The 25,472-nt window shown below is 35.9% G+C and carries 21 protein-coding genes; 13 read left to right on the top strand and 8 right to left on the bottom strand.

Annotated features, from left to right (window positions below):
* Window positions 1–42: 42 nt before the first annotated feature.
* On the bottom strand, window positions 43–2,250 hold the full coding sequence (locus tag LUA86_RS16995) for a bifunctional (p)ppGpp synthetase/guanosine-3',5'-bis(diphosphate) 3'-pyrophosphohydrolase (protein ID WP_231465002.1): 2,208 nt from the start codon (window positions 2,248–2,250) through the stop codon (window positions 43–45).
* 110 nt (window positions 2,251–2,360) lie between these two features.
* Between LUA86_RS16995 and LUA86_RS17000 the strand changes: the two genes are divergently transcribed.
* The 4 genes from LUA86_RS17000 (at window position 2,361) to LUA86_RS17015 (ending at window position 5,860) form a co-directional block, all read left to right on the top strand.
* On the top strand, window positions 2,361–2,975 hold the full coding sequence (locus LUA86_RS17000) for a DUF4294 domain-containing protein (protein ID WP_231465004.1): 615 nt from the start codon (window positions 2,361–2,363) through the stop codon (window positions 2,973–2,975).
* A gap of 7 nt (window positions 2,976–2,982) precedes the next feature.
* A complete protein-coding gene (locus LUA86_RS17005; RefSeq protein ID WP_231465006.1) occupies window positions 2,983–3,489 on the top strand; it encodes a glutathione peroxidase in 507 nt (168 codons plus the stop codon).
* Window positions 3,490–3,491: 2 nt separating this feature from the next.
* Complete coding sequence (gene bshB1, locus LUA86_RS17010) at window positions 3,492–4,208, top strand: bacillithiol biosynthesis deacetylase BshB1 (RefSeq protein WP_231465008.1); 717 nt, start codon at window positions 3,492–3,494, stop codon at window positions 4,206–4,208.
* A 290-nt stretch (window positions 4,209–4,498) separates the two neighbouring features.
* On the top strand, window positions 4,499–5,860 hold the full coding sequence (locus LUA86_RS17015; protein WP_231465010.1) for an acyl-CoA dehydrogenase family protein: 1,362 nt from the start codon (window positions 4,499–4,501) through the stop codon (window positions 5,858–5,860).
* 186 nt (window positions 5,861–6,046) lie between these two features.
* Here LUA86_RS17015 and LUA86_RS17020 read toward each other — a convergent pair whose 3' ends face one another.
* Window positions 6,047–7,270 (bottom strand): glycosyltransferase, encoded by a 1,224-nt coding sequence (locus LUA86_RS17020; RefSeq protein WP_231465012.1) that lies wholly within the window; start codon window positions 7,268–7,270, stop codon window positions 6,047–6,049.
* A gap of 161 nt (window positions 7,271–7,431) precedes the next feature.
* Here LUA86_RS17020 and LUA86_RS17025 point away from each other — a divergent pair, with 161 nt between their 5' ends.
* The gene (locus LUA86_RS17025; RefSeq protein ID WP_231465014.1) at window positions 7,432–8,013 is read left to right on the top strand and encodes a tRNA-(ms[2]io[6]A)-hydroxylase; all 582 of its coding nucleotides are present in this window, start codon (window positions 7,432–7,434) and stop codon (window positions 8,011–8,013) included.
* A gap of 40 nt (window positions 8,014–8,053) precedes the next feature.
* Here LUA86_RS17025 and LUA86_RS17030 read toward each other — a convergent pair whose 3' ends face one another.
* Genes LUA86_RS17030 through LUA86_RS17045 form a run of 4 tightly spaced genes read right to left on the bottom strand, consistent with a single transcriptional unit; the run spans window position 8,054 to window position 11,005 of the window.
* Window positions 8,054–9,121 (bottom strand): DUF3810 domain-containing protein, encoded by a 1,068-nt coding sequence (locus LUA86_RS17030; RefSeq protein WP_231465015.1) that lies wholly within the window; start codon window positions 9,119–9,121, stop codon window positions 8,054–8,056.
* Window positions 9,122–9,124: 3 nt separating this feature from the next.
* A complete protein-coding gene (locus tag LUA86_RS17035; protein ID WP_231465017.1) occupies window positions 9,125–9,385 on the bottom strand; it encodes a Txe/YoeB family addiction module toxin in 261 nt (86 codons plus the stop codon).
* A gap of 51 nt (window positions 9,386–9,436) precedes the next feature.
* Window positions 9,437–9,637 carry a DUF2683 family protein gene (locus LUA86_RS17040; RefSeq protein WP_231465019.1) on the bottom strand — a complete coding sequence of 67 codons (201 nt, stop codon included), beginning with the start codon at window positions 9,635–9,637 and terminating at the stop codon, window positions 9,437–9,439.
* Between the two features lie 33 nt (window positions 9,638–9,670).
* Window positions 9,671–11,005, bottom strand: a complete 1,335-nt coding sequence (locus LUA86_RS17045) for a dihydroorotase (protein WP_231465020.1) — start codon at window positions 11,003–11,005, stop codon at window positions 9,671–9,673.
* Window positions 11,006–11,314: 309 nt separating this feature from the next.
* Here LUA86_RS17045 and LUA86_RS17050 point away from each other — a divergent pair, with 309 nt between their 5' ends.
* From LUA86_RS17050 to LUA86_RS17065, 4 genes are all read left to right on the top strand, one after another.
* A complete protein-coding gene (locus LUA86_RS17050; RefSeq protein WP_231465022.1) occupies window positions 11,315–14,026 on the top strand; it encodes a valine--tRNA ligase in 2,712 nt (903 codons plus the stop codon).
* 781 nt (window positions 14,027–14,807) lie between these two features.
* Window positions 14,808–16,163, top strand: coding sequence for a Gfo/Idh/MocA family protein (locus LUA86_RS17055; protein WP_231465024.1), 1,356 nt, complete (start codon window positions 14,808–14,810; stop codon window positions 16,161–16,163).
* Between the two features lie 85 nt (window positions 16,164–16,248).
* Window positions 16,249–17,616, top strand: a complete 1,368-nt coding sequence (locus tag LUA86_RS17060) for a DUF1080 domain-containing protein (protein ID WP_231465025.1) — start codon at window positions 16,249–16,251, stop codon at window positions 17,614–17,616.
* A 348-nt stretch (window positions 17,617–17,964) separates the two neighbouring features.
* The gene (locus LUA86_RS17065) at window positions 17,965–19,287 is read left to right on the top strand and encodes a Gfo/Idh/MocA family protein (RefSeq protein WP_231465027.1); all 1,323 of its coding nucleotides are present in this window, start codon (window positions 17,965–17,967) and stop codon (window positions 19,285–19,287) included.
* 207 nt (window positions 19,288–19,494) lie between these two features.
* Here the strand turns inward: LUA86_RS17065 and LUA86_RS17070 are convergent, their stop codons facing one another.
* On the bottom strand, window positions 19,495–19,953 hold the full coding sequence (locus tag LUA86_RS17070; RefSeq protein WP_231465029.1) for a type I restriction enzyme HsdR N-terminal domain-containing protein: 459 nt from the start codon (window positions 19,951–19,953) through the stop codon (window positions 19,495–19,497).
* Between the two features lie 162 nt (window positions 19,954–20,115).
* Between LUA86_RS17070 and holA the strand changes: the two genes are divergently transcribed.
* From holA to LUA86_RS17085, 3 genes are all read left to right on the top strand, one after another.
* Window positions 20,116–21,138, top strand: coding sequence for a DNA polymerase III subunit delta (gene holA, locus LUA86_RS17075; protein WP_231465031.1), 1,023 nt, complete (start codon window positions 20,116–20,118; stop codon window positions 21,136–21,138).
* Between the two features lie 192 nt (window positions 21,139–21,330).
* Window positions 21,331–21,690, top strand: coding sequence for a VOC family protein (locus tag LUA86_RS17080; protein WP_231465033.1), 360 nt, complete (start codon window positions 21,331–21,333; stop codon window positions 21,688–21,690).
* 119 nt (window positions 21,691–21,809) lie between these two features.
* Complete coding sequence (locus LUA86_RS17085) at window positions 21,810–24,380, top strand: zinc-dependent metalloprotease (RefSeq protein ID WP_231465035.1); 2,571 nt, start codon at window positions 21,810–21,812, stop codon at window positions 24,378–24,380.
* A 57-nt stretch (window positions 24,381–24,437) separates the two neighbouring features.
* Here the strand turns inward: LUA86_RS17085 and LUA86_RS17090 are convergent, their stop codons facing one another.
* Window positions 24,438–24,824: a hypothetical protein gene (locus LUA86_RS17090; protein ID WP_231465036.1), complete on the bottom strand. Its 387-nt coding sequence runs from the start codon at window positions 24,822–24,824 to the stop codon at window positions 24,438–24,440.
* 233 nt (window positions 24,825–25,057) lie between these two features.
* On the opposite strand from LUA86_RS17090, the gene LUA86_RS17095 reads away from it, so the two are divergent.
* Window positions 25,058–25,471, top strand: a complete 414-nt coding sequence (locus LUA86_RS17095) for an EVE domain-containing protein (RefSeq protein WP_231465038.1) — start codon at window positions 25,058–25,060, stop codon at window positions 25,469–25,471.
* Window position 25,472: the final 1 nt, after the last annotated feature.

Consider the following 25,472-nt stretch of genomic DNA (forward strand, 5'->3'; position numbering starts at 1 on the left):
ATAATTAAAACCTGTGCCCTCAAACGCCTGACTCCCGGCTGACTAAGCATCAAACCTGGTAACACCTGTTACGCCGCGTACTTCCATTAAATTTTTTATTAACTGCTCCAAATGTTCAGTATCATTCACGAAAATCATTATCGAGCCATCAAAAATTCCCTCATTTGTATCAACAGTAATCGAACGCATATTAACTTTAAAATCGTTTGAGATTACCTTTGTAATGTTATTAATTAAGCCAACATCATCAATACCCATAATGCGTAAACCAGTTAAGAAAGTTAATTCTTTTTGCTTATTCCACTTGGCTTTAACAATTCTATAGCCATAATTAGACATTAACTGGGCAGCATTAGGGCAGTTTGTACGGTGTATTTTGATGCCCTCACTAACCGTAATAAAACCAAAAACATCATCGCCAGGAATCGGGTTACAACATGCAGCAAGCGTGTAATCTATCTTTTGCATGTCTTCACCAATAAGCAAAATGTCTGATTCTGTTCCTTTCATTTTGCCTTTTATGGCATCAACACTTAAATTTTCAGGTCGCTCAGGTCCACGGGTTTCAATTTCTTTTTCACTTACCAGATATTCTTTAATATCCTTAAGTTCGATTTTTCCTAATGCAACCTGTATAAATAATTCTTGCGTTGAAGAAAGTTTAAAGAAATAACTGATTTTGTTTAAATTATCAGTGTTGTATGTAATTTTTAATGACTTTAACTTACGCTCTAAAATTTCTTTTCCGGTTTCGGCAATCTTTCTTTTTTCTTCTTTTAGTGATGATTTTATTTTCGATTTCGCTTTCGCTGTAACCACAACGTTTAGCCAATCTTCTTTTGGAGCTTGTTTGCTCGAAGTAATGATTTCTACCTGATCTCCATTTTGAAGTTTGTAAGAAATCGGTACCAATTTATGATTCACTTTTGCACCAATACAGGTCGCTCCAACATCAGTATGGATTTCGAAGGCAAAATCGAGTGCGGTTGCACCTAATGGCAATTGAATCAAAGCTCCTTTTGGTGTAAAAATGAATATCTCATCAGAGAATAAATTCATTTTAAAATCATCAAGAAAATCTAAAGCATTTGCTTCAGGGTTATTTAGCATTTCACGAACTTTTTGAATCCATTGGTCTAAGCCATTATCATTGCTCGATTCTTTATATTTCCAATGTGCTGCAAAACCTTTTTCAGCAATTTCGTTCATTCGTTGTGTACGTATCTGCACCTCAACCCATTGCCCGCGTGGACCCATTACCGTTGTGTGTAAAGATTCATATCCATTTCCTTTCGGAGAAGATACCCAATCACGCAAACGATCGGGGTTTGGGCGGTATAAATCTGTAACAATAGAATAGGCTTTCCAGCAATCTGCTTTTTCGTTTTCATAAGGGCTATCCAAAATAATCCTGATGGCAAAAAGATCATAAACCTCCTCAAAAGGAATATTTTTCTTCTTCATTTTATTCCAAATGGAATGAATGGATTTTGGGCGACCGTAAACATTTGCAAGCAAACCCTGTTCAGAAACGATTTCATCAATTGGTTCTACAAACTTTTTGATAAATAAATTGCGTTCTGCTTTTTTCTCGTTTAATTTTTTTGCGATGAATTTGTAAGTTTCAGGCTCCAGATATTTCATTGATAAATCTTCGAGTTCTGATTTTATGGCATATAAACCTAAACGATGCGCTAATGGAGCGTACAAATAAATGGTTTCTGATGCGATTTTTAGCTGCTTATGGCGAGGCATAAAATCCATCGTACGCATATTATGAAGCCTATCGGCTAACTTGATTAAAATTACCCTAACATCATCGGCAAGGGTTAATAACATTTTACGGAAATTCTCTGCCTGTAAAGAACTATTTGTATCAAATACGCCAGATATTTTGGTTAATCCATCAATAATTTTTGCTGTTTTTTTGCCAAATTCGCGTTCAATATCCTCAAGCGTAATATCGGTATCTTCAACAACATCGTGCAATAAAGCGCAAACTATAGATGTTGTACCTAATCCAATTTCTTCTGCAGCAATTTGAGCAACCGCAATTGGATGATAAATATATGGTTCACCAGATTTTCTTCGCATATCTTTATGGCTTTCCAAGGCCATATCAAATGCTTTTCTGATTTCTTTTTTATCTCCTTTTTGTAATGTGGATTTGCTTGCACGGAGCAATGCCCGGTATCTTTTTAATATTTCTTTCTTCTCGGCCTCTAAATCAATCACTAACTCTGTTTTCATTTGTATTTTTTGCGTAAAATATTGCGTCTTATTATTCAATAAAACCTATATTAGTTTTATAAAACTCCTAATATATGAAATAACCCCTAACTTTGTTAAGGTATAAATTTATGAAATTTAAAGGGCTAATCATTCTATTTTTTGTCATGATTTTCAGTGCAAGTTTGAAAGCACAAGAAAATACAGAGCCCGTTTTCCCTAAATTGGGTAAGCTAGATACCATTCGTGTAGCCTCTACAAATGATAATGGCGTAATGATACCATGGATGCAGCTTTATGATGTTACCATTACAGCTCCTCATATTTTTAAATCGCCGGCAGAACAAGCTGCGTATAACCGTTTGCGCTACAACGTTTTAAAGGTAATGCCTTACGCCTTGTTTGCAAAACGCAGATACGAGCAGTTGGAGCGGGATTTAGTTACAACAACAGAGAAAAAGCGCCAAAAAGATTTAGTTAAGCAGTGTGATAAGGAAATTAAGGATATGTTTAATCGTGAAATAAAAGATTTAACGATTACGCAAGGAAAAATTTTAACAAAACTTATTGATAGAGAAGTGGGCCGTACAACATACGATATTGTGAAGCAAACAAAAGGTGGTTTCGCAGCGTTTTCTTACCAGGTTATTGCCCGCGTTGTTGGCCATAATTTAAAAAGCGAGTACAACATAAACGAAGATAGAGACATTGAATCTATCATTAGGGCTTCAGGGTTCTATCAATAATTAAAGAATGAAAGAAAATACTCCTAATATCTATTCATTTAAAGTGAAGAAGATAACAGGCGAGGAGCAACCGCTCTCAGCTTTCCGAAACAAAGTTTTGCTAATTGTAAATACAGCCTCAGAGTGTGGTTTTACACCCCAACTTGGAGAATTGCAAAAACTAAAAGATGAAATAGGAAATCAGGATTTTGAAATTTTAGGTTTTCCTACTAATGATTTTGGCAAGCAGGAGCCTTTAACCGGTAGTGACATTAGTAGCTTTTGCGAAATAAACCACGGTGTAAAATTTCCTGTGTTTGATAAAATAATGGTACGTGGAGCACATGCCCATCCGTTGTATCAGTTTTTGAGTGACAAAAAGCACAATGCCAAACTTTCATCTACACCGAGGTGGAATTTTCATAAATATCTTATCAATAAAAAAGGCGAAGTAGAAGATTATTTTTTCCCCTTTACAAAACCCTTAAGTTCAAAAATCAAGAAAAAAATTCAGCGCCTGCTGGATGCAAAATAATAATGAAGTTAGATATTTTAGTTATAGCTGTTCATCCTGATGATGCAGAACTTTGCTGTTCGGGAACGATTTTAAAGCACATTGCACTCGGTAAAAAAGTTGGAATTGTAGATTTAACCAGAGGCGAACTAGGTACAAGAGGTACAGCCGAAACTCGTGATGAAGAAGCTGCAGATTCTGCAAAAATATTAGGTTTACATGTACGCGAAAATTTAAGGCTGCGTGATGGCTTTTTTCAAAATGATGAATTTCATCGTTTAGAGGTTATTAAGGCGATAAGAAAATATCAACCAGAAATTATTTTAAGTAATGCATTAGAAGACCGCCATCCCGACCATGGCAGAGCCGGCGATTTGGTATATGATTCTGTATTTTTATCTGGTTTACCAAAAATCGAAACAGAACTTGAGGGACAAAAACAAGCCGCTCATCGGCCAAGATTACTACTGCAATACATCCAAGACAGATATTTGAAACCAGATATCATTGTTGATATTTCGGAGCACATGGATAAAAAAATCGAGTCTATAAAAGCTTTTAAAACTCAATTTTATAATCCTGATGTTGATGGTTTGCAAACCTATATTTCTTCACCAGAATTTTTTGAAACGGTTATTGGCCGCTCAAGAGAATTCGGTAAAAGTATTGGTGCTACTTTTGGCGAAGGGTTTACTTCCAGAAAACTTTTAGGGGTTGATAATTTGTTCGATTTAAGGTAGTCTTTTAACCTTTTTACCACATTTATCGCAAACAAAAACTGCCAATATTAGCGGTCCGTGTTTACTGTGTCCTATTTTTAATAATTTATCGGTAGATCTTTTGTAGCTATGTTTGCAGAATAATTTTTTGAGCATTAAGGATGTATTTTGGAGCGTAAAATTCAATTAGGGCGTAAAAATACGCTTATATCTTAATTTTCAAAAAAAATAGTTAAATCCTCCGGAAAGCGCACTTAAGCGCACTTTGCAACAAAATCGACTCTTGTTTGTTATTCTCAAAACGAATAATTATGGCTAATATATTCTCATCCATAAAAAACGCTTACAATCTTTTTAAACATGTAGATTTTGCGAAGTTAGATGCACTTTCGAAAAAGGTAAACTTACCGCAAATGGTTGAAACGATTTCTAGCCTTGATGATAAGCAAATTGCCGGCATGATGAAAATGATGGGCGGCTCTGGAAAAAAGAAAGAATTGCCTCCAATTGATGGCGATTTTTATCAGTTAGGTGATGAAACTTTGAAAGAAGAAGATCGCGAATTGCAATTAAAAGTTCGGGCTTTTTTGGAAAAGGAAGTTAAGCCAATCGTAAATCATTATTGGAACAGAGCAGAATTTCCTTTTGAAATTATCCCTAAACTAGCCGAACTTAATATTTGTGGTTTAACCTATAAAGGATATGGTTGCCCAGGAAAATCAAACTTAATGGAAGGCATTCTGGCAATGGAAATGGCCAGAATCGATACATCAATTTCTACATTTTTTGGCGTGCAAAGTGGCTTGGCAATGGGTTCTATATATTTATGCGGGTCTGAAGAACAAAAGCAACAATGGTTACCCTTGATGCAAAAATTTAAAATAATTGGCGCCTTTGGGTTAACCGAACCTGAAGTTGGTTCTGCGGCGGCAGGTGGCTTGACTACAACTTGTAAACAAATTAACGGAAAATGGATTTTAAATGGACAGAAAAAATGGATTGGTAATGCAACCTTTGCCGATATTTTAATTATTTGGGCCCGCGATGAGGATAGTAATGAAGTAAAAGGCTTTATTGTTAAAAAAGATAATCCAGGTTTTGCAGTAGAAAAGATGCAAGATAAAATGGCCTTGAGGATTGTTCAGAACGGAATTATAACCTTAACAAATTGTGAGATAGAGGAAAGTGACAGACTTCAAAACGCAAATTCGTTTAAGGATACGGCAAAAGTTTTGCAAATGACAAGGGCAGGAGTTGCTTGGCAAGCGGTAGGTTGCGCTCGCGGCGCTTACGAAAACGCCTTGGATTACACCAGAACCAGAAAACAATTCGGAAAACCTATTGCATCCTTTCAATTAATCCAGAATCATTTAGTAGAAATGCTTTCGAATTTAACCGCTATGCAAACGCTGTGTTTTAGGTTGTCGCAATTGCAAGACCAGGGGTTGTTAAAAGATGAACATGCATCATTGGCGAAGGTTTTTTGCTCGTTACGCACACGAGATGTGGTGAGTAAAGCCCGCGAGGTAATGGGCGGAAACGGGATTTTACTGGAATATAACGTGGCTCGATTCGTGGCCGATGCTGAAGCCATTTATTCTTATGAAGGCACAAAAGAAATCAATACATTAATCGTTGGGCGGGCAATTACTGGCTTTTCGGCATTTGTTTAAAGCTTAAATTTTACATTTTCGAAAAGCAGGGTACATCACTTTTCGGTTAATGCAGCCCTGCTGTACACTGTAGTCCCGATGAAAAATCGGGAGCTGCCGTTTCCATCAGGTTTAAAAACATAGTTTAGTTGCATTTCTTAAGAAAAATCAATTAAACTAGTCTGAAGAAAGCTGTGTAATTTGTATTTAGCTTTTATTTTTCTCTTCAATCCATAAAGACATGTATTTTGTAGATTGATTTGTATGGTGATTTAAGATTTGACCGATAAAGTTGTTTTGGCGGTGTTTTGCTAAGTCAAAATTTTCTATAATAATCATGAAATTATTTGCTGTTTCTTCTATAGCATATCGTTCATTAATAATCTTTACACCATTTTGTTGAGCGCTAAACCATTTGCCTTTATCTTGATATAATTCAACTGTCTTCTCAATTAAAATATCTAAATCGTCATCAATAACACCACTCCAGTTTAACGAGCCTTTCATGGCTTCGGCGCCAATCGTTGTTGTTACAGATGGCGTTCCAACTTGCATCGCATCAATAAATTTTCCTTTTACTCCAGCTCCAAATTGTATTGGTGCCAGTAAAATTTTATGTTTAGCAATGGTTTGCTGAGCATTTTCTGCTCTGCCTTTTATTAAAAATTTCTCGCTTTTATTGTTTAGTTGTAAAACCTTCTGCGATGCGTAAGAACCGTAAATATTCATAGTTGCATCAGGTAATTCTTTCCTTAAAACAGGCCAAACTTTGGTTTTTAAAACCTGAACGGTATTCCAATTAGGCTCATGTAAAAAGTTTCCAATAAAAATAAAATCAGCTCTATTTTCAAATGGAATCCAATTCTGAATGGTTTCTTGTGTAATTTTTTGCTCGATAAACGGCAAATAATATAGCAGAGAAAAATCAATTTTAAACTGCTCATGAAGAATCCTCATCTCAATCTCTGAAATTATCAGCGATAAATCACAACGTAAAATCGATGCGATTTCTCTTTTGGCAACGTCATTATGTAAATTTAAGGCACCGTTTTTTTTATTGCTGATTTGTCTGGCGCTTCTAAAAAAATGTAAATCCTCGGTGTCTAAAATTCTTAATGCATTTGGGCATTCTTGTTGTACTCGCCATCCGTATTGCTCCTCTACCATAAAACGATCGAATAGTACAACATCCGGCATTAATTCTTTCAAAAATGAGTTGAAACTTTCATCGTTTAATTTTATTTCCTGCTCAAAAACACTTTTTCCACTAAAATCATAACTAAAATCACTTTTTGAAGCGGCTGAAGCAAAGGTAATTTCATAGCCATTATTCAAAAATAAATCTACCAATTGAATCATTCTCGTGCCAGCGGCTGATGAAGTTGGCTCTGGCCAAACAAATCCAATAATGAGTAGTTTTTTTGCAGTCATAATCTAATATTTCTGCAAAATAAGGTCTTTTTTTTAGCTCCTGCAGATAATTTTGATTTTCGCAGATTGAGATCCAAACTCTGCGGCCATCTTCTAAATCTGCGGGAGATGCCAAACGTATGTTAAATATTCTTAATTTTGCCTTTCGAATTAAAAACCACATGTTAGGATTAAAATTATTAACAGACCCACGTTGGGCAAATATAGCTGAATCAAATTTAGAAGAAATCCTATCAGACCATGCCTGGTGCGAACAAAAGGCAGCATCTAACGCCATAACCTTAATTACTCAAAATTCGGAACATCAGGATTTAGTTGATGAATTAACGGCCATTGCTATTGAAGAAATGCAACATTTTCAGATGGTAATTGAAATTATAAAACAACGTGGTTATACACTAACTCGTGAGCGCAAGGATGATTACGTAGGACGTTTGGTAAAATTCAGTAAAAAAGACGGTAGCAGAAATCAGGCCTTTATTGATAGATTATTGTTTGCTGCAATGATTGAAGCCAGAAGTTGCGAACGTTTTCGTGTACTTTCACAAAACATTAAAGACGAAGAATTAGCCAAATTTTATCATGAGCTAATGATTTCGGAAGCAACGCATTATACCACTTTCTTAAATTTTGCCAGAAAGTACAGTACTGATGTTGATGTAGATAAACGCTGGAAGGAATGGTTAGATTTTGAAGGAGAATTAATTCAAAGTTTCGGAACAAAAGAGGCGATACACGGGTAATAGTTATAGGTTAAAAGTTGTAAGTTATAAGTTTGGCTGTCTAAACTTTCAACTTATTCTTATGGATATTCCAAAGCCAAATTACAATATCCTGATAGCTGTTTATACCTTTTTTCTGATTGTTTAATTTTAAAAAACTATCAAAGGCAGTATCCATGTAGCCAAACATTTCACCGTTATATTTACGCCAGAATTCTTTTTCAGTTTTAAAATCTGCTAAAACACCGGTTGATAATTTATCGTAAAGTATTTTGTAATCTTCCGGAGATTTTATTCTTATTTCGAACAAAATATACCTCAGCATTTCATAATTAGCTGAGTATTGATAGTTCAAATCCGGACTGTTACTCGCCGTTAAGTATCCTAAAAGATTGGCTTCATCTTCATAAGCAATACCTAACTGATGAGCAATTTCGTGGCATGAAACGTAAGGTTTCACAAAATCCGGAAGATTTGTATTCATATTAGCTTCTCCGGTTAAGGGTGTATAATAACCTTCTATGCCAGCTTTGCTTACAATCCATGGGTTTAAAACAGCTTTTAAACAAGGGTTTGAATACCTAAATAATGAATTCTTCTTTTCCATTATTTGATAAGCAATTGCAGAGCTATTTTCTAATTGCTTAATAGAGTAATTTGATATTTTCTTTTGTTGCAATTTTAAATCATTGGCTTTTAAAACAAAGTAATTACCCAACATTACCAGTTCTTTTACCGTATATTTTTCATCTCCAATGCCTAACTCCTCGATAATACTTGGGCGACTGTAATTTAAACCCCAGGCAATTTTAAAAACGATGTATAGGATTAGGAAGAAATTTAAAACTTCTAATGGTACAGTAATTCTGTGTGCTTTTTTTAATGATTTACGTTTTTTGTAAAATCTGAAAATCTTGTAAAGTACAAAACCGATTAATAGCGCATAAACAATATCGCCAATAGTAAATGGAAATATTGAGGAAATGAATCTTAAAATTGATGAAATGTACGGATAAATACCAGATGAGTAATATTTAAGGATAAGGTTGGGGAAGAAGCCGAAAAGGAAGATAGTAATTGAAAAGCCTATTAAGATAAAAGTTTTAAGGAGCAGGGAACGATTTATCATTAATTATTTGTAGTGACCTTTTAGCGAATAAATATGTAAGATATTATCTACAATATCATAAATTATTCTGTGTTCTTCATTGATTCTTCTAGACCATAAACCTGCTAAACCGTATTTCAATTGTTCTGGTTTGCCTATACCATTGAAGGGATTCTCTTGAATGGCAAGAATTAATTGTTCAATTTTTTTTTGAATTGATTTGTTGCCCGATTTTCTCCAAAACTCATAATCGACAATTGCCTGTTCGTGTAATTCTACTTGCATACCAATATTCATTTTAATTGGGATGCAGTAAATTAAGGGGTTATTAAAAAATTATTTCCACATAGCTTTTGCGTCAATTATTTTACCAGGTTTACCAGATTTCCTTGAATTTACACCCTTAATAACTTTTTCTACAAATTCCGGATTGTACGGGCGGTCTTCGCTTTCATAATCAATCTTTAAAACTTTCATTACCGCTTTTAATGCAGTAGCCTGTTCTTCATTTTTTGGATGTGCGATTAAAGTTTCCATTTTTACAATACTTAATAACCAAATATAACAATTCTAACGTTCAAAAGTTAAACGTTTGCCAATTTGGTCTGTAGTAAATTTACCCTTCTGGTAAGCTAAATTACCCGATACAAAAGTATGCGTTACACTTGCCTGGAAGGTATCGCCATCAAAAGGGCTCCAGCCACATTTATAGAAATTGTTAAGTTTAGTTACTTTCCATGAATCCTTTAAATCTACCAGAACCAAATCGGCCCAATAACCTTCACGAATAAATCCACGCTTTTCAATATTAAAGCAAATGGCCAGGTTGTGTGCTGTTTTTTCTGCAATTTTTTCTAAGGAAATTTTTCCTTGCAAATGCATTTCCAGTAATGCAGGTAAAGCATGTTGAACTAATGGTCCGCCGGATGGCGCTTGTGCATAAGCCTGGTTTTTTTCTTCTAAAGTATGAGGCGCATGGTCGGTTGCGATAACATCAATATTATCATTTAAAACGCCAGCTAAAATTCCATTTTGGTCGGCCTCTGTTTTTACTGCAGGATTCCATTTGATAAAATTCCCTTTTGCAACATAATTTTTATCATTAAACCAAAGGTGATGAACACAAGCTTCGGCGGTAATTTTTTTATCTTTTAGCGGAATGGTATTATCAAAAAGGGCAATTTCTTTTGCTGTAGAAATATGCAGAATATGTAATCGGGTTTGGTGTTGTTTAGCTAATTCTACAGCTAAAGATGATGATTTATAACAAGCCTCTGCACTTCTAATTAGAGGATGCATATCAATTGTTAAATCATCACCATACTTTGCTTTAAATTCGGCAAGGTTATGGCGAATAGTTGCTTCATCTTCGCAATGTGTGGCAACCAAAATTGGTGCTTTACTGAAAATGTTTTCTAAAGTTTTCTCATTGTCAACCAGCATATTTCCGGTTGATGAACCCATAAAAACTTTAATTCCGCACACATTTTTGGGGTCGGTTTTTAAAACTTCTTCAATATTATCATTGCTTGCACCCATATAAAATGAGTAATTAGCTAATGAGGTTTCTGCGGCAATTGCATATTTATCTGCAAGTAAATCTTGCGTTAATGTATTCGGAACGGTGTTTGGCATCTCCATAAAAGAGGTAATTCCACCGGCAACGGCTGCCATACTTTCGGTAAAAATATCAGCTTTATGGGTTAAACCTGGTTCACGAAAGTGAACTTGATCATCAATCATTCCTGGTAAAAGAAATTGTCCTTCGGCGTTAATTTCCTGCACATTTGGTGCAGAAAGATTTTGACCGATTTTTGCTATAAATCCGTCTTTAATTAATACATCGGCAACTATTTTTTGCCCTTCATTTACAATCGTGGCGGCTTTTATCAGGTAAGAATTCATGGTTTCAAAGGTAATGAATTAGTATTTAGTTCGTATCAAGTATTTAGTATTAGGTATCAAGATTTGGGCGGTGGAAAGGTATTGCTTGAGTTTTGAGTACTGGTTTTAGTTAAGTAAACCTGATTGAGTGGAAATACTTTTTGTTGCAGGTATTCTAAAGGCTTAAACTTCCAATCGCAAAAAGATTTGAATGAAAGCAGGACTAACGTTAAAATGGAATACTGGACTTGCTTTTCAAATGATTTGCACTTTAAATTTTGCCCTTAAAAACGTATTTTTGCAGCTCAAATTGATATTGAATAATTTTTCATGAGCATTTCCACCAAGTACAATCCTGCAGAAACAGAAGATAAATGGTATAGCTATTGGCTATCGAAAAAGTTTTTTCACTCAGAACCTGATGAGCGTGAGCCTTACACTATTGTAATTCCACCGCCAAATGTTACCGGAGTGCTGCACATGGGGCACATGCTGAACAATACTATTCAGGATGTTTTGATTCGAAAAGCTCGTATGCAGGGCAAAAATGCTTGCTGGGTACCTGGTACTGACCATGCCTCGATTGCTACTGAAGCGAAAGTTGTAGCGATGTTGAAGGAGCAAGGCATCAATAAGAAAGACCTTTCTCGTGAAGAATTTTTGAAATATGCCTGGGAATGGAAGGAAAAATACGGCGGTATTATTTTAGAGCAATTGAAGAAATTGGGTGCGAGTTGCGATTGGGACCGTACGCGTTTTACAATGGAGGAAGATTTATCGGAAGCGGTAATCGATTCGTTTATCCATTTGTACAAAAAAGGCTGGATTTATCGTGGTATCCGTATGGTAAACTGGGACCCGGCTGGTAAAACAGCGGTTTCTGATGAGGAAGTTATCCGTAAAGAAGTAAATCAGAAATTGTATTACATCAGGTATGAGGTAAAAAGCGAAAGGCATACGGCGACGGATGGTCAACCCTCAGCCTTAAACCCAGAACCTTCTACCTTTCTAACTGTTGCAACTACTCGTCCGGAGACAATTATGGCTGATGCTGCAATTTGTATTAATCCGAATGATGAACGTTTTACGCACTTGAAAGGTAAAAAGGTTTTTGTGCCGCTTGTTAACCATGAAATTCCGGTTATTGAGGATGAATATGTTGATATTGAGTTCGGTACAGGATGTTTAAAAGTTACGCCAGCGCATGATTTGAACGATTATGAATTAGGCGTTAAACATAATTTGCCGGTTACAGATATTTTAAATGATGATGGAACCTTAAATGAGTTGGCTGTTATTTTAGTGGGTGAAGATAGATTTGTTGCCCGTAAAAAGATTGCTAAATTGTTGGATGAGGCTGGTCATTTAGAAAAAGTTGAAGACTATAAATCGCAGGTTGGTTTCTCAGAACGTACTGATGCAGCTATTGAACCAAAACTTTCTATGCAATGGTTTGTAAAGATGAAAGAATTGGCGCAACCGGCTTTAGATGATGTTTTGAATGGCGATGTAAACCTGATTCCGAATAAATTTGAAAATACTTACCGCCATTGGATGGAAAATGTTCGCGATTGGAACATTTCTCGCCAGCTTTGGTGGGGACAGCAAATTCCGGCTTGGTACGATGATAAAGGAAACTGGGTTGTTGCGAAAACTAAAGATGAGGCATTAGAAGAATTCTGGAAGAAAAAACACTTGGATGAAAACTCTTCGGAAACTGAAAAAGCTGGCTTTAAACATCAGTTAGAGCCATTTGTTAAGCAAGATGAAGATGTTATGGATACCTGGTTTTCATCGTGGTTGTGGCCAATTTCGGTTTTCGATGGATTTAAAGACCCAAATAATAAGGATATAAATTATTACTATCCAACAAATGATTTGGTTACCGCACCAGAAATTATGTTTTTCTGGGTGGCACGTATGATTATGGCCGGGCATGAGTTTATGGGTAAAAAACCATTTACAAATGTTTATTTAACCGGTATTGTTCGCGATAAATTAGGTCGTAAAATGTCTAAATCGTTAGGTAATTCTCCTGACCCGATTGGATTAATTGAGAAATATGGTGCAGATGCTGTTCGCGTTGGTATGTTGATGTCATCTCCGGCAGGAAATGATTTAATGTTCGATGAAAGTTACTGCGAACAAGGGCGTAATTTTGCTTCGAAAATTTGGAATGCTTTCCGTTTGGTTAAAGGTTGGGAAGTTGATGAAAAATTAGAAAACCCAAATAAACAAGCGATTTCTTGGTTCGAGAGCCGTTTTAACGAAGCTTTGGTAGAAATTGAAGCCAACTTTAAGCAATATCGTTTATCTGAGGCATTAATGACTACTTATAAATTGGTTTGGGATGATTTCTGTGCCTGGTATTTAGAAATGGTTAAGCCGGCATATCAGCAACCAATTGATGCAGAAAGTTATAAAGCTACGATTGGCTTTTTTGAGCAAATTATAAAATTATTACACCCGAATATGCCTTTCTTAACGGAAGAATTATGGCATGATGATTTGTTTGCAGAGCGAGGTGAAATGGATTGCTGTATCGTAGCAGAATACCCTAAAGGTGGTGCAATTGATGATAAATTGCTAAAAGATGCTGAAGTTATTAAAACTGTTGTGGCAGAAATTAGAAATGTACGTAACCAGAAACAAATTTCGCCAAAAGAGGCGTTGCCATTAAGTTTGAAAGTAAACTCTGATATCGATTACGAAAGATGGTTAAACATTGTTTTCAAATTGGCTAATGTTTCTGAAGCTGAAATTGTAAACGATAAAGTTGCTGGTGCAACGGCGTTTATGGCTGGGAAGGATGAATTTTTTATTCCACTAACCCAAAATATTGATGTCGTTGCAGAACGTATCCGTTTAAATGCTGATTTAGTTTATCTGCAAGGTTTCTTAAAATCAGTTGATGCAAAATTGAGCAATGAACGTTTTGTTCAAAATGCTAAGCCAGAAATTATTGAGAATGAACGCAATAAAAAAGCAGATGCTGAAGCTAAAATTCAGATTATTGAAGAAAGCTTAACAATTTTAGGATAGATTTTATGGATTATTTTTTAACCTCACCTTATCAACGCTTGTGGTTAGGCAAATTGCTGCGCTCCCTCTCCTTGAAGAGAGGGATTTGAGTTAGCGGTATTTTTTGTTCCGTTCTATAAATCAGGGTTTAAACCACAAGCCTTCGTTTCCCTCTCTTCAAGGAGAGGGATGCACTAAAGTTTCAATAATTTCTACCTTTCAAAGGGTGAGGTTTTTAAAGCCTTCTTAATAAACTCACCCTATTAATGTTTTTGGTCAGGCAAATTGCTACATTCCCTCTCCTTGAAGAGAGGGATTTTTGTTCCGTTCTATAAATCAGGGTTTAAACCACAAGCCTCCGTTTCCCTCTCTTCAAGGAGAGGGATGCACTAAAGTTTCAATAATTTCTACCTTTCAAAGGGTGAGGTTTTTACAGCCCTCTCAATAACCTCACCCTATTAATGTTTTTGGTCAGGCAACTTGCTACATTCCCTCTCCTTTAAGAGAGGGGTTTTTGTTCCGTTCTATAAATCAGGGTTTAAACCACAAGCCTTCGTTTCCCTCTCTTCAAGGAGAGTAATGCACTAAAGTTTCAATAATTTCTACCTTTCAGAGGGTGAGGTTCTTTTAAGCCTCACAAGTGTAGGTTTTCTAGTCTTTCCCATGTGTCACCGTTTCTAAAATGTTACCAAAACCTATTAAATCTATCAACTAAAAATCATATTTTGGTAACATTGAACGATGCTAAAACGTTTAATGTTATGAGCACTTTCTAATCAGATTCTAAACCCAAAATCCTCAAATGGAAAACTCCAGAAGAAAATTTATAAAGCAATCGGCTGTATTTGCTGCGGCGACTTACGCCGGCACAATGGGCATGAGCGCAAAAAGCTATGGCAGAATTATTGGTGCAAACGACCGTGTTCGAGTAGGCGTAGTCGGTTTTTCTGACCGTTTTAAAGATACGCTGTTACCTTGTTTTTTGAATCACAACAAAGAATTAAACTTTGATATTGTTGGGCTTTCAGATTTATGGAATTACCGTAGAGATTTAGGTATTGCACATTTAAAAGAAAAACTCGGACATGATATAAAGGCTTGCAGAAATAACGACGAGCTTTATGCAACCAAAGATTTAGATGCTGTAATTATTAGCACAGCCGATTTTCAACATGCTTTACATACCATCGAAGCCGTTAAAGCCAATTGCGATGCTTACGTAGAAAAACCTTTTGCCGAAACAATGGACGATGCAAAAGCCGCACTCAAAGCTGTTAAAGCTACAGATAGAATTGTTCAGATTGGTTCTCAGCGTAGAAGTGGAGAAAACTATGCAAACGCTGCTAAATTTATTCAGGAGGGAAAGTTTGGACCGATTACTGCCGTGGACTTAGTTTGGAATGTGAATCAACCTGGCCGTTGGCGCAGGCCGGAATTAGTGGCCAAATTAAAGGAAGAAGATATAGATTGGAAAAGGTTTTTGTTAAATCGTCCGAATGAAGCATTCGACCCTCGGAAATATTTAGAATATAGATTGTTTTGGCCATATTCTTCTGGTATGCCAGGACAATGGATGTCGCACCAAATTGATACCGTACATTGGTTTACCAATTTAAAACACCCAAGAAGTGTGGTTGCAAACGGCGGAATTTACACCTGGAAAGATGGACGTAGAAACTGGGATTCGATGGTAGCCGTTTTTGATTACGGTCAGCCAAATTCAGAAGATGGATTTCAGGTTACCTTCACATCGAGAATGCAAAATAGCGTTGGCGATACTGGCGAAGTTTACTATTCTAACGGTGGTGAATTAAATTTAATCACCAATAAAATATCTCCAAAAGGTGGTTTAAGAGAAAGAGAAGCTGCCGCGATGGGTATGAAAGCCAATCTTTTGCCAGAATTAGATTTAAGTAAATCGGAAATAAAAGCCGCAACTGGCGCAAATATGGGTGGCGACGCACTAACTTCCGGTCACATGAGAAATTGGATGGAATGCGTACGTAGTCGTAAAACACCAAATGCACCTGTAGAAGCTGGTTATTCACATTCAATTGCAAACATCATGACTAATGCAGCGGTTCGTACAGGCGCAAAAGCAGTTTTTGATGAAGGCAAACAAGAAGTAATTGCTAACGGAAAAGTTTTTAAATATTAATATATAAAACATCGTCATTGCGGGTCACGAAGCAATCTCTTTAATGGATTGCTTCGTGCCTCTCAATGACGAAAACACTAGAAAAATGTTCAACATAAAAAAATATAGCATTTTAACCCTTTCATTAATTAGTTTATCAGCCTTTGCACAAAAATCAAAGCCGCTTTTTGATGGTAAAACTTTAAATGGTTGGAAAGCCGTTGCGGGTGCAGCGCCTTACAAAGTAGAAGAAGGTGCAATTGTTGGCACCATGACAAAAGGAACGCCAAATTCTTTTCTGATTACCGAACAAGAATACGGCGATTTTATTCTCGAGCTTGATGTTAAGCTTGAAGGAGAAACTACAAATTCGGGCATTCAAACCCGTAGCCATATAAAGCCAGAAGGAAACAACGGAAAAGGTTTGGTTTATGGTAGGCAAATGGAAATAGACCCTGCGCCAAGAGCATGGACGGGCGGTATTTACGATGAAGCACGTAGGCTATGGCTTTATCCTTTAGAGTTAAATCCGGATGCAAAACCACTTTACAAAAGGAATGACTTTAATCATTACCGCATAGAAAACATTGGTAACGAACTTAAAACCTGGGTTAATGGAAAACCTGTGGCTTACGTAATCGATACTTTGGATAAATCTGGCTTTATAGGTTTGCAGGTACATGGAATTGGAAATGAATTGAGCAACGATGGCAAAAAGGTTTATTTCAAAAACATCAATATTCAAACCGAAAATTTAAAGCCAAAAGCATTCCTAAAAGGGATTTACACCGTTAATTTAACGCCAAATGCTTTATCACAATACGAAAAATCTGAAGGCTATAAATTGCTTTTTGATGGTAAAACGAGCAACGGTTGGGTTGCCGCACACAAAACTACATTTCCGGCAAAGGGCTGGAAAATTGCTGATGGCGTAATTAGTGTCGAGCCATCTGGTGGTGCAGAATCTACAAACGGTGGCGATATTGTAACAAAAGAAGAATTTTCTGCATTTGATATGTCTTTCGAATTTAAGCTTACGCCCGGCGCAAATAGCGGGGTTAAATATTTTGTAACCTTAAATGAGAAAAGCGCAGGTTCGGCAATTGGTCTGGAATATCAGGTTTTAGATGATGTTTTGCATCCGGATGCTAAACTTGGCAGAGATGGTAATCGTACTTTGGCCTCACTTTACGATTTAATTACCGCTAAAAAAGAGCCACGTTATCTTCGCCCGATAGGCAGTTGGAATAATGCTCGATTAGTGGTTTATCCTAACAATAAAGTAGAGCATTATTTAAATGGGGTTAAAGTTTTAGAATATGTTCGTGGTTCAGAAGAATTTAAAAAATTGGTTGCCATAAGTAAGTATAAAGATTGGGAAAACTTTGGACAGGCCGCTAAAGGACATATTTTACTTCAAGATCATGGTAACAAAGTAGATTTTAGAACCATCAAAATTAAAACCTTAAAGTAGCATAACTTTGGCGAATTGGTAATCTGAGTTTATCGAGTGTTTTAAAACCCGATTCGATAAATAGGTCTGTTTTTAGTATTTTTTTTTGAAAATGAATGTCAGCCGCTTCATGGCAGACTACAGTCCCGCTATTCGCTGCAATTTTTTAAATAACTTCTGTCATTTTGATGAACGAAGAATCTACAACTATCAAAGAGATTCTTCGTTCCTCAGAATGAAGGTATATTAAAGGTTAGCGCTTATTTAAAAAGATTTTCGCTGCTATCGGGTTTACAATTAACGCTTTTTTTGCTAAAGCCCTGCTCAACATTACGTCATTGCGAGGCACTAAGCAATCTCTGAGAATATATGATAGATTGCTTCGTGCCTCGCAATGACGGACGATTAAAAAATCAAGAATTACAAATCGTTGCGCTCCAAAAACTTATATTTACAATTAGCTATCAACTAAAAACAGATTATTTTTCTATTATGCACCGCCGTTCGTTTATTAAAAAATCAGCTTTGTTCAGTTCAGGTTTACTTGTGGCCGATGCTGCAGTTGCAAAGCTCAGTTTAAACCGCGAAAAAATAATCAATATTGCAATGATTGGCTGCGGTGATAGGGGCAAGGGTGTTTTGTCTGTAATTAAATCGATGCCAGCAAAGTTTAATATCGTTGCTTATTGCGATGTTTTAGATTTTAGGTTAGATGAAACCAAGAAATACGTACCAGCATCGGCTAAAGCCATTAAAAACTATAAGCAGATTTTAGACGATAAAAATATAGATGCAGTATTTATCGCAACGCCTTTAAGTGAGCATTTTCACATCGCCAAAGATGCAGTTTTGGCCGGTAAACATATTTATGTAGAAAAAACCATGACTTACAACATCGCACAGGCCTTGGAGTTGCGGAGTTTGGTTTTAAAACATCCAAAACAAGTTTATCAGGTGGGCTACCAGTATCGTTATTCGCCACTATATTTTAAGGTAAAAGATATGATAAGAAGTGGTTATTTGGGCGAAGTTTCTCAGGTAGATTGCCGTTGGGATAGAAATGGAAACTGGCGTAGAAAAGTTAACGACCCGAAACTAGAAAGGCAGATTAACTGGCGTATGTACAAAGAATATTCTGGTGGCTTAGCAGCCGAGTTACTTTCCCATCAAATAGATTTTATCAATTGGGCTTTTGAAACACAGCCTGATGTAATTACCGGAACAGGCGGAATTGACGTTTTTAAAGATGGTAGAGAAACTTACGATAATATTCAAACCATGCTTAGGTATGAAAAGGCAGGTATGATTGGCAATTTCGGTGCTACTTGTGGTAATGCTCATGATGGTTATCTCTTCAAAATTAAAGGCACCAAAGGTTCTGTATCATTGCTTACCGATACCGGGATTTTTTATCCGGAACAACAAACTAAAAAAGAATTAGGTATTGTTGATGGCGTTACCGGAGCAACAAAAATCGTGGTAAATAAAGATGGTGGAATCCCGATTTTGGATACACCAACTAAAGACGGAACAACTTATGCGCTTGATGAGTTTTATGAATCAGTTATTTCTGGCAAACTACCAGCATCAAATGTGAAAACCGGTACTCAGGCAGCTATATGTGTAGCCATGTGTAATGAGGCTATTTATTCTGGCAATAAACAAGTTTGGAAGCCAGAGTATAATTTGTAAGGCTTTGTCATCCTGAGGTACGAAGGATCTGCCTCCTAGGAAACGGATCCTTCGTGCCTCAGGATGACAGTAAAGGTTTTAACATCTTCTACTATAATCTTCAGTTTGCCAAATGAATTTACTTTAAAGAGTTTGTAAACTTCAATCGATTATAAGTTTTAAAGATTTCCCGGCTAAGCTCGAAATGACGGTTTAAAATTTCTTCTATTATAAATCCAGATAATCAGGCATTTCTGGTGTAAAAACAAAGCTTGCTTTAATTAAATCCATCTTGGCAAATACGTGTTGCAAGCCGTTTGTAAGTACAATCCATTTAGCTTGATGTATGGAATTATACCTCGATGCTTGCTCAAATACAGCTTCAGTAATTTTCACTTTCGGTGCTTTGCATTCAATAAGCATTAACTTTTCTCCGGCAGTGTTATAAATCAAAATATCACTACGCTTTTGCAGTTGGTTTAACATCAGGCCGCCTTCAATTTGAATTAATGTTTTCGGGAATTTCTTGTTAAGGATTAAATCCTGAATAAAATGTTGCCTAACCCATTCTTCAGGCGTTAAAACCAAATGCTTTTTTCTTAACTCATCAAAAATAAAAACCACACCATCTTTTTGGGTAATTTTAAATGGATATGGCGGAAGGTTAAGCGGGGTAGGATTAAACATTTAGTTTAGATAATCAAACAATTAAACAATTTGGCAATCATCAATCAAACAATTAAACAATCATCAATCAAACTATTGAACAATTAAGCAACAAGAGCCAAAGTTAATATTGTTTATAAACATTTATCTAAATCGTAAAAGCTAAATTGTAATTTTACAGCAATGACTGCTTCCGAAATTATTAAAGATATAAAAGCCAGAAAATTTAAACCTGTGTATTTGTTGCATGGAGAAGAAGCTTTTTACATCGACCAAATAACAGATTACATCGAAGATAAATTATTGAGCGAGGCCGAAAAAGGTTTCAATCAAACTGTATTATACGGAAAAGATACAGATATGGCAACCGTTTTAGGTGCTGCAAAACGTTATCCAATGATGTCTGATTACCAGGTTGTAATTGTTAAAGAGGCACAAGATTTAAAGTGGGGAAAGGAAGATGCTGGCAGTAAAGAAGGCGAATTCGTTTTAAATTATTTTGAAAAACCTTTACCAAGTACCATTTTAGTTTTAGCTTATAAATATGCCAATTTTGATAAAAGAAAAAAGGTTTATAAAGCCATAAATAAAAGCGGTTTAATTTTTCAATCAGATTTAGTTAGAGATTATAAACTGGTTCCATGGATTGAAGATTTTATTAAAGAAAAAGGTTATAAAATAGATCAACAGGCATCGGCCTTGATGGCAGAATATTTAGGAACTGATTTATCAAAAATTGCCAACGAGATTGAAAAATTAATGCTAAATGTGCCAAAAGGGGTAACCATCAATGCCGATTTGGTGCAAAAAAACATCGGTATTAGTAAAGAATATAATGTTTTTGAATTACAAAAAGCATTGGCTATCCGCGATATTTTAAAGTGTAATAAAATCATAAATTATTTTGCAAGTAACCCAAAAGCAAATCCAATCGTAATGGTGATGGCTAATCTGGGTGGCTATTTCACAAAACTTTTAAAATATCATTACGTACCAAATAAAGCTGATGCAGCCTCTGCTTTGGGTGTTTCACCTTATTTTATTAAAGATTACGAGATGGCAGCACGTAATTATAATACCGGAAAAGTTTTTCAGATTATTGGTTTGCTTAGAGAATATGATTTGAAAAGTAAAGGTTTAGATAGTTCGGGAAATGTTAACGATGGTGAACTTTTAAAAGAACTGGTTTTTAAAATTGTACATTAAGTTATATAATTACCAAAAAACAATTACCAAATTGCAATAACCAAAAAACAATTACCAAAGTGCAATTGCCAAAAAACAATTACCAAATTGCAATAACCAAAAAATCAAATAATTATTTCCAAAAACCAATTACAATTGTCAAACTTTCGACAACCAACTAACCAATCAATCACCTAACTAATCAATCAAAAAATGTTACAAGGATTAAGAACAATAGTTTATTCTGTAAGCGATTTAGAAGCTGCAAAAGAATGGTATAAAAAGGTTTTCGAAATTGAACCATATTTTGATGAGCCTTTTTACGTAGGCTATAATGTAGGTGGTTTTGAGTTGGGCTTGCATCCGGTTGATGCTGGTTTTAGTGATGGCAATCATTCTATAACTTATTGGGGTGTTACTGATATTAAAAAAGCTTTTGAACGTTATGCTGAATTAAATATCGACGTTCATGAGGCACCCAATAACGTTGGCGGGCCAATTTGGGTTGGTAGTATCTTCGATCCATTCGGAAATGTTATCGGAATAATAGAAAATCCCACGTTTTCTGCATAGATATCAATCAAGGTAAAAAAAAATAATAATTAATGCCTTTGTAACTTAAAAGTTATTACCGAAAATATTGTCTAGTATAGGTTCTAAGCTATATTTACGGTAAAATCAACTAATTTGTTATGAAGAAAAATTTACTCAGCATATTGTTTGCTGTTTCTGCCGTTACCTTTGCTTCGGCGCAGGTAAGGCAAGGCGCTGGTGCTGCAACAAGCGATTCTACCAGAAGAGCTCCTGGAGCTGCCTTAGGTTCGGGCGTAAAAGCCCAGCCAAAACCATACGATCAGGTAATTACTTCAAAAGCCTCTACCCGTAAAGGCATGATTACCACGCACAAAATCGAAGATAAATTCTTTTTTGAAATTGCTGATACTACTTTAGGGAGAGATATTTTAGTGGTTAGCAGAATTTCAAAATCGGGTGCAGAAGTGAGAGCGGTACAAGGTTACGCCGGCGACCAGATTGGAAGTGCGGTTATCCGTTTCGAAAAAGGGCCAAGCAACCGCATTTTTATGCGTAAAGTAAGCTATAGAACTTATGGCCCGGATAGTACAACTTCAATGTACCAGTCGTTAAAAAATTCAAATATCCAGGCAATTGCAGCATCCTTTAATATTGCTGCTTACACACCAGATAAAAAAGGAAGTGTAATTGATATTACCGATTATTTAAACAGCGATAATGATATTTTCTATTTCAGTTCTCCTTTATCAAAAACCAGATTTAGGTTAGGCGCTCAACAAGCCGACAGAAGTTATATTCTAAATTTAAGGAGTTTCCCAACTAACGTAGAAATCAGCACGGTTAAAACCTATAGCTTAACAGCAGCTGCAAATCCTTTTGGTGGTGGTGCTGCGCCTTCAATGGGTAGTACAGCTTCTGCAGGTTCATCAACTGTTGAGTTAAACACTTCGCTGGTTATTTTACCTAAAGTACCTATGAAGGCTCGTTATTTCGATCCTCGTGTTGGTTATTTTGCAGTAGGTTATACAGATTTTGATTTGAATCCACAGGGTGTAAAAGAAATAGAATTAATTAAAAGATGGAGATTAGAACCAAAACCACAAGATTTAGCTAAATATAAACGTGGCGAATTAGTCGAGCCAATTAAACCAATTATTTTCTATATCGACCCTGCAACACCAAAAAAATGGGTGCCATATTTAATTGCGGGTGTTAACGATTGGGCTAAAGCTTTTGAAAAAGCCGGTTTTAAAAATGCCGTAATGGGTAAAGAGGCACCAACCTTTAAACAAGATTCTACCTGGAGTATTGATGATGCCCGTAACTCTGCTATTGTTTACAAACCATCAGAAATCGCCAATGCAAGCGGACCAAGTATTTCTGATCCACGCAGTGGAGAAATTATGGAAAGCCACATTAACTGGTTTCATAATGTTCAAAAATTGGTACACGACTGGTATATGATTCAAACTGCTGCGGTTGATTCAAGAGCTCGCAAAATGACTTTTAGCGATGAATTAATGGGCGATTTAATTCGTTTTGTTTCTTCTCACGAGGTTGGTCATACATTAGGTTTACGTCACAATTATGGTTCAAGCTCAACCGTTCCAACAGAATTATTGAGAGATAAAAAATGGGTTGAAGCTAACGGTCACACACCATCGATAATGGATTATGCCCGCTTTAACTATGTAGCGCAACCAGAAGATAAAATTTCGCCAAAAGGATTATATCCTCGCATCGGCGATTATGATAAATGGGCAATTGAGTGGGGTTATAAATACTTCCCGGAAACTAAAAATGCTCAGCAAGAAGTTCCAATTCTAAATAAAATGGTTATCGAATCTGCTAAAAACCGCAGATTATGGTTTGGAACTGAAACAAATCCTGATGATCCGCATTCGCAAAATGAAGATTTATCAGACAATGCGATGAAAGCAAGTACTTATGGTATCAAAAATCTAAAAGTAATTTTAAATAGCCTTCCTGAATGGACTAAAGAGCCTGCTGATGGTTATGACAACCTTTCGAACATGTACGGTCAGTTAACAACTCAATTCGGTCGTTATATGGGTCATGTGGCTAAAAACATTGGTGGTGTTTACGAAAATCCAAAAACTGTAGAACAAGAAGGCGCTGTTTATGAGCGTACACCTGCCGCAACACAAAAAGAGGCAATGACATTTTTAGATACGCAATTGTTTAAAACACCAACATGGTTATTGAATAAGCCAATTTTAGATAACATCTCTGAAGATGGATTGGAAGTAGTTGGAAGATTGCAAAATACAACCATCAATAGGTTATTAGGCACAAGCACCTTAACTAAGCTTATTTCTGCTGAAGCTCTGGATGGCGCATCTGCCTATAAAATAACCGATTTATTTACCGATTTAAATGGTTCTATTTTTACAGAATTAAAATCTAACCAGGCAATTGATGTTTACAGAAGAAATCTGCAGAAAATGTATGTAGATAAATTAATTTCGATTATTAAACCAGCAACTCCAGCTACAACAGCAACTAATGCAATTTTAGTAGGTAGAGGCGGTAGCACTCAAGGCGGTTTATCTGCATCACAAAGTGATGTATCGTCTGTTGTAAAAGGCGAATTAAGAGCACTTGATGCTATGATTAAAACGGGTGCAAATACTGCTACAGGTTTAAGCAAATATCATTTACAAGATTTATCTGATAGAATTGAGAATGCTTTAGATAGCAAAAAATAATATTTTTAAATAGCAATAAAAGGGTTTCAATCTATTTTGAAGCCCTTTTTTATGTTATTAAATCTGATTTAATCCCAAAAATATTAAAGCCACAAGACCAAGTCCACCGGCTACATAGCCAACAGTTCCTATAGCAGAATGTTTCTTGCTCGATTTGATTGCATTCTTAGTGTTTTTGTGGGCAGCTTGCTTATAAGCCATAACATATACAGAATCATTAAGTAATGAAACGTTATTTGCAGAACTTGATATAGGTTTAAAGATATCTGAACTAGCTTTGCTACGTTCTGCCTTAAATTTCTTCAGGTTTTCATCACTAATTTTAAATTTTTCAGCATCAGTAGCTGCTATTTTTTTAATTGAATCAGGCTGAACGGTTTGAGAAAACGTTTGTGCGCTTGCTGAAAGCATCAATAGAAGTAAAAATGTCTGAGACTTATTCATACATAAAATTACAATTTTAATCTCAATGCAATATCAGTTTTGTCTGATGAATTTTATGGAGATTACGTTAAATAGAAATAGGGATTTTAAATAATTGTTAGAAGCAACACAACGCTAGTAACACATCATTTTATGTTTTGTTTTTATCTGTTCAAAGGAAAGAAACTTTATTTAAAAGCAAGAATGTACGTTGGTTCGTTTTAGATTATTATTTTTGCACAAACAATTAAAACATGTCTAAAGCACAACATTGGTTAGTAAAATCAGAGCCATTTAAATACAGCTGGGAGAAATTTAATGAAGATGGAAGAACATTTTGGGATGGTGTAAGAAACTACCAGGCCCGAAATAATTTAAGAGATATGAAAGAAGGCGATTTGGTTCTTTTTTATCATAGCAACGAAGGCAAAAATGTTGTTGGTGTAGCAAAAGTTGTTAAAGAATCTTATCAAGACCCAACAACTGAAGATAAAAACTGGGTTGTAGTTGATTTAGTACCTATAGAGTCCTTAAAAAATCCGGTTTCTCTGGAGCAAATAAAAGCCGAAGAAAGCCTTAAAGATATTTCTTTGGTTCGTCAGGGCCGATTATCTGTAATGCCCTTAAAAGCCGAAGAATTTGATAAAATTCTGGAAATGGGCAGTTAGT

The sequence above is a fragment of the Pedobacter sp. Leaf132 genome (assembly GCF_920984695.1).
Classification (GTDB): Bacteria; Bacteroidota; Bacteroidia; order Sphingobacteriales; family Sphingobacteriaceae; genus Pedobacter.

What these genes read in the sequence shown, in the direction of transcription:
- LUA86_RS16995 (WP_231465002.1), bottom strand. Translation starts at nt 2,250, where the DNA reads ATGAAAACAGAGTTAGTGATTGATTTAGAGGCCGAGAAGAAAGAAATA.
- LUA86_RS17000 (WP_231465004.1), top strand. Translation starts at nt 2,361, where the DNA reads ATGAAATTTAAAGGGCTAATCATTCTATTTTTTGTCATGATTTTCAGT.
- LUA86_RS17005 (WP_231465006.1), top strand. Translation starts at nt 2,983, where the DNA reads ATGAAAGAAAATACTCCTAATATCTATTCATTTAAAGTGAAGAAGATA.
- bshB1 (WP_231465008.1), top strand. Translation starts at nt 3,492, where the DNA reads ATGAAGTTAGATATTTTAGTTATAGCTGTTCATCCTGATGATGCAGAA.
- LUA86_RS17015 (WP_231465010.1), top strand. Translation starts at nt 4,499, where the DNA reads ATGGCTAATATATTCTCATCCATAAAAAACGCTTACAATCTTTTTAAA.
- LUA86_RS17020 (WP_231465012.1), bottom strand. Translation starts at nt 7,270, where the DNA reads ATGACTGCAAAAAAACTACTCATTATTGGATTTGTTTGGCCAGAGCCA.
- LUA86_RS17025 (WP_231465014.1), top strand. Translation starts at nt 7,432, where the DNA reads ATGTTAGGATTAAAATTATTAACAGACCCACGTTGGGCAAATATAGCT.
- LUA86_RS17030 (WP_231465015.1), bottom strand. Translation starts at nt 9,121, where the DNA reads ATGATAAATCGTTCCCTGCTCCTTAAAACTTTTATCTTAATAGGCTTT.
- LUA86_RS17035 (WP_231465017.1), bottom strand. Translation starts at nt 9,385, where the DNA reads ATGCAAGTAGAATTACACGAACAGGCAATTGTCGATTATGAGTTTTGG.
- LUA86_RS17040 (WP_231465019.1), bottom strand. Translation starts at nt 9,637, where the DNA reads ATGGAAACTTTAATCGCACATCCAAAAAATGAAGAACAGGCTACTGCA.
- LUA86_RS17045 (WP_231465020.1), bottom strand. Translation starts at nt 11,005, where the DNA reads ATGAATTCTTACCTGATAAAAGCCGCCACGATTGTAAATGAAGGGCAA.
- LUA86_RS17050 (WP_231465022.1), top strand. Translation starts at nt 11,315, where the DNA reads ATGAGCATTTCCACCAAGTACAATCCTGCAGAAACAGAAGATAAATGG.
- LUA86_RS17055 (WP_231465024.1), top strand. Translation starts at nt 14,808, where the DNA reads ATGGAAAACTCCAGAAGAAAATTTATAAAGCAATCGGCTGTATTTGCT.
- LUA86_RS17060 (WP_231465025.1), top strand. Translation starts at nt 16,249, where the DNA reads ATGTTCAACATAAAAAAATATAGCATTTTAACCCTTTCATTAATTAGT.
- LUA86_RS17065 (WP_231465027.1), top strand. Translation starts at nt 17,965, where the DNA reads ATGATAGATTGCTTCGTGCCTCGCAATGACGGACGATTAAAAAATCAA.
- LUA86_RS17070 (WP_231465029.1), bottom strand. Translation starts at nt 19,953, where the DNA reads ATGTTTAATCCTACCCCGCTTAACCTTCCGCCATATCCATTTAAAATT.
- holA (WP_231465031.1), top strand. Translation starts at nt 20,116, where the DNA reads ATGACTGCTTCCGAAATTATTAAAGATATAAAAGCCAGAAAATTTAAA.
- LUA86_RS17080 (WP_231465033.1), top strand. Translation starts at nt 21,331, where the DNA reads ATGTTACAAGGATTAAGAACAATAGTTTATTCTGTAAGCGATTTAGAA.
- LUA86_RS17085 (WP_231465035.1), top strand. Translation starts at nt 21,810, where the DNA reads ATGAAGAAAAATTTACTCAGCATATTGTTTGCTGTTTCTGCCGTTACC.
- LUA86_RS17090 (WP_231465036.1), bottom strand. Translation starts at nt 24,824, where the DNA reads ATGAATAAGTCTCAGACATTTTTACTTCTATTGATGCTTTCAGCAAGC.
- LUA86_RS17095 (WP_231465038.1), top strand. Translation starts at nt 25,058, where the DNA reads ATGTCTAAAGCACAACATTGGTTAGTAAAATCAGAGCCATTTAAATAC.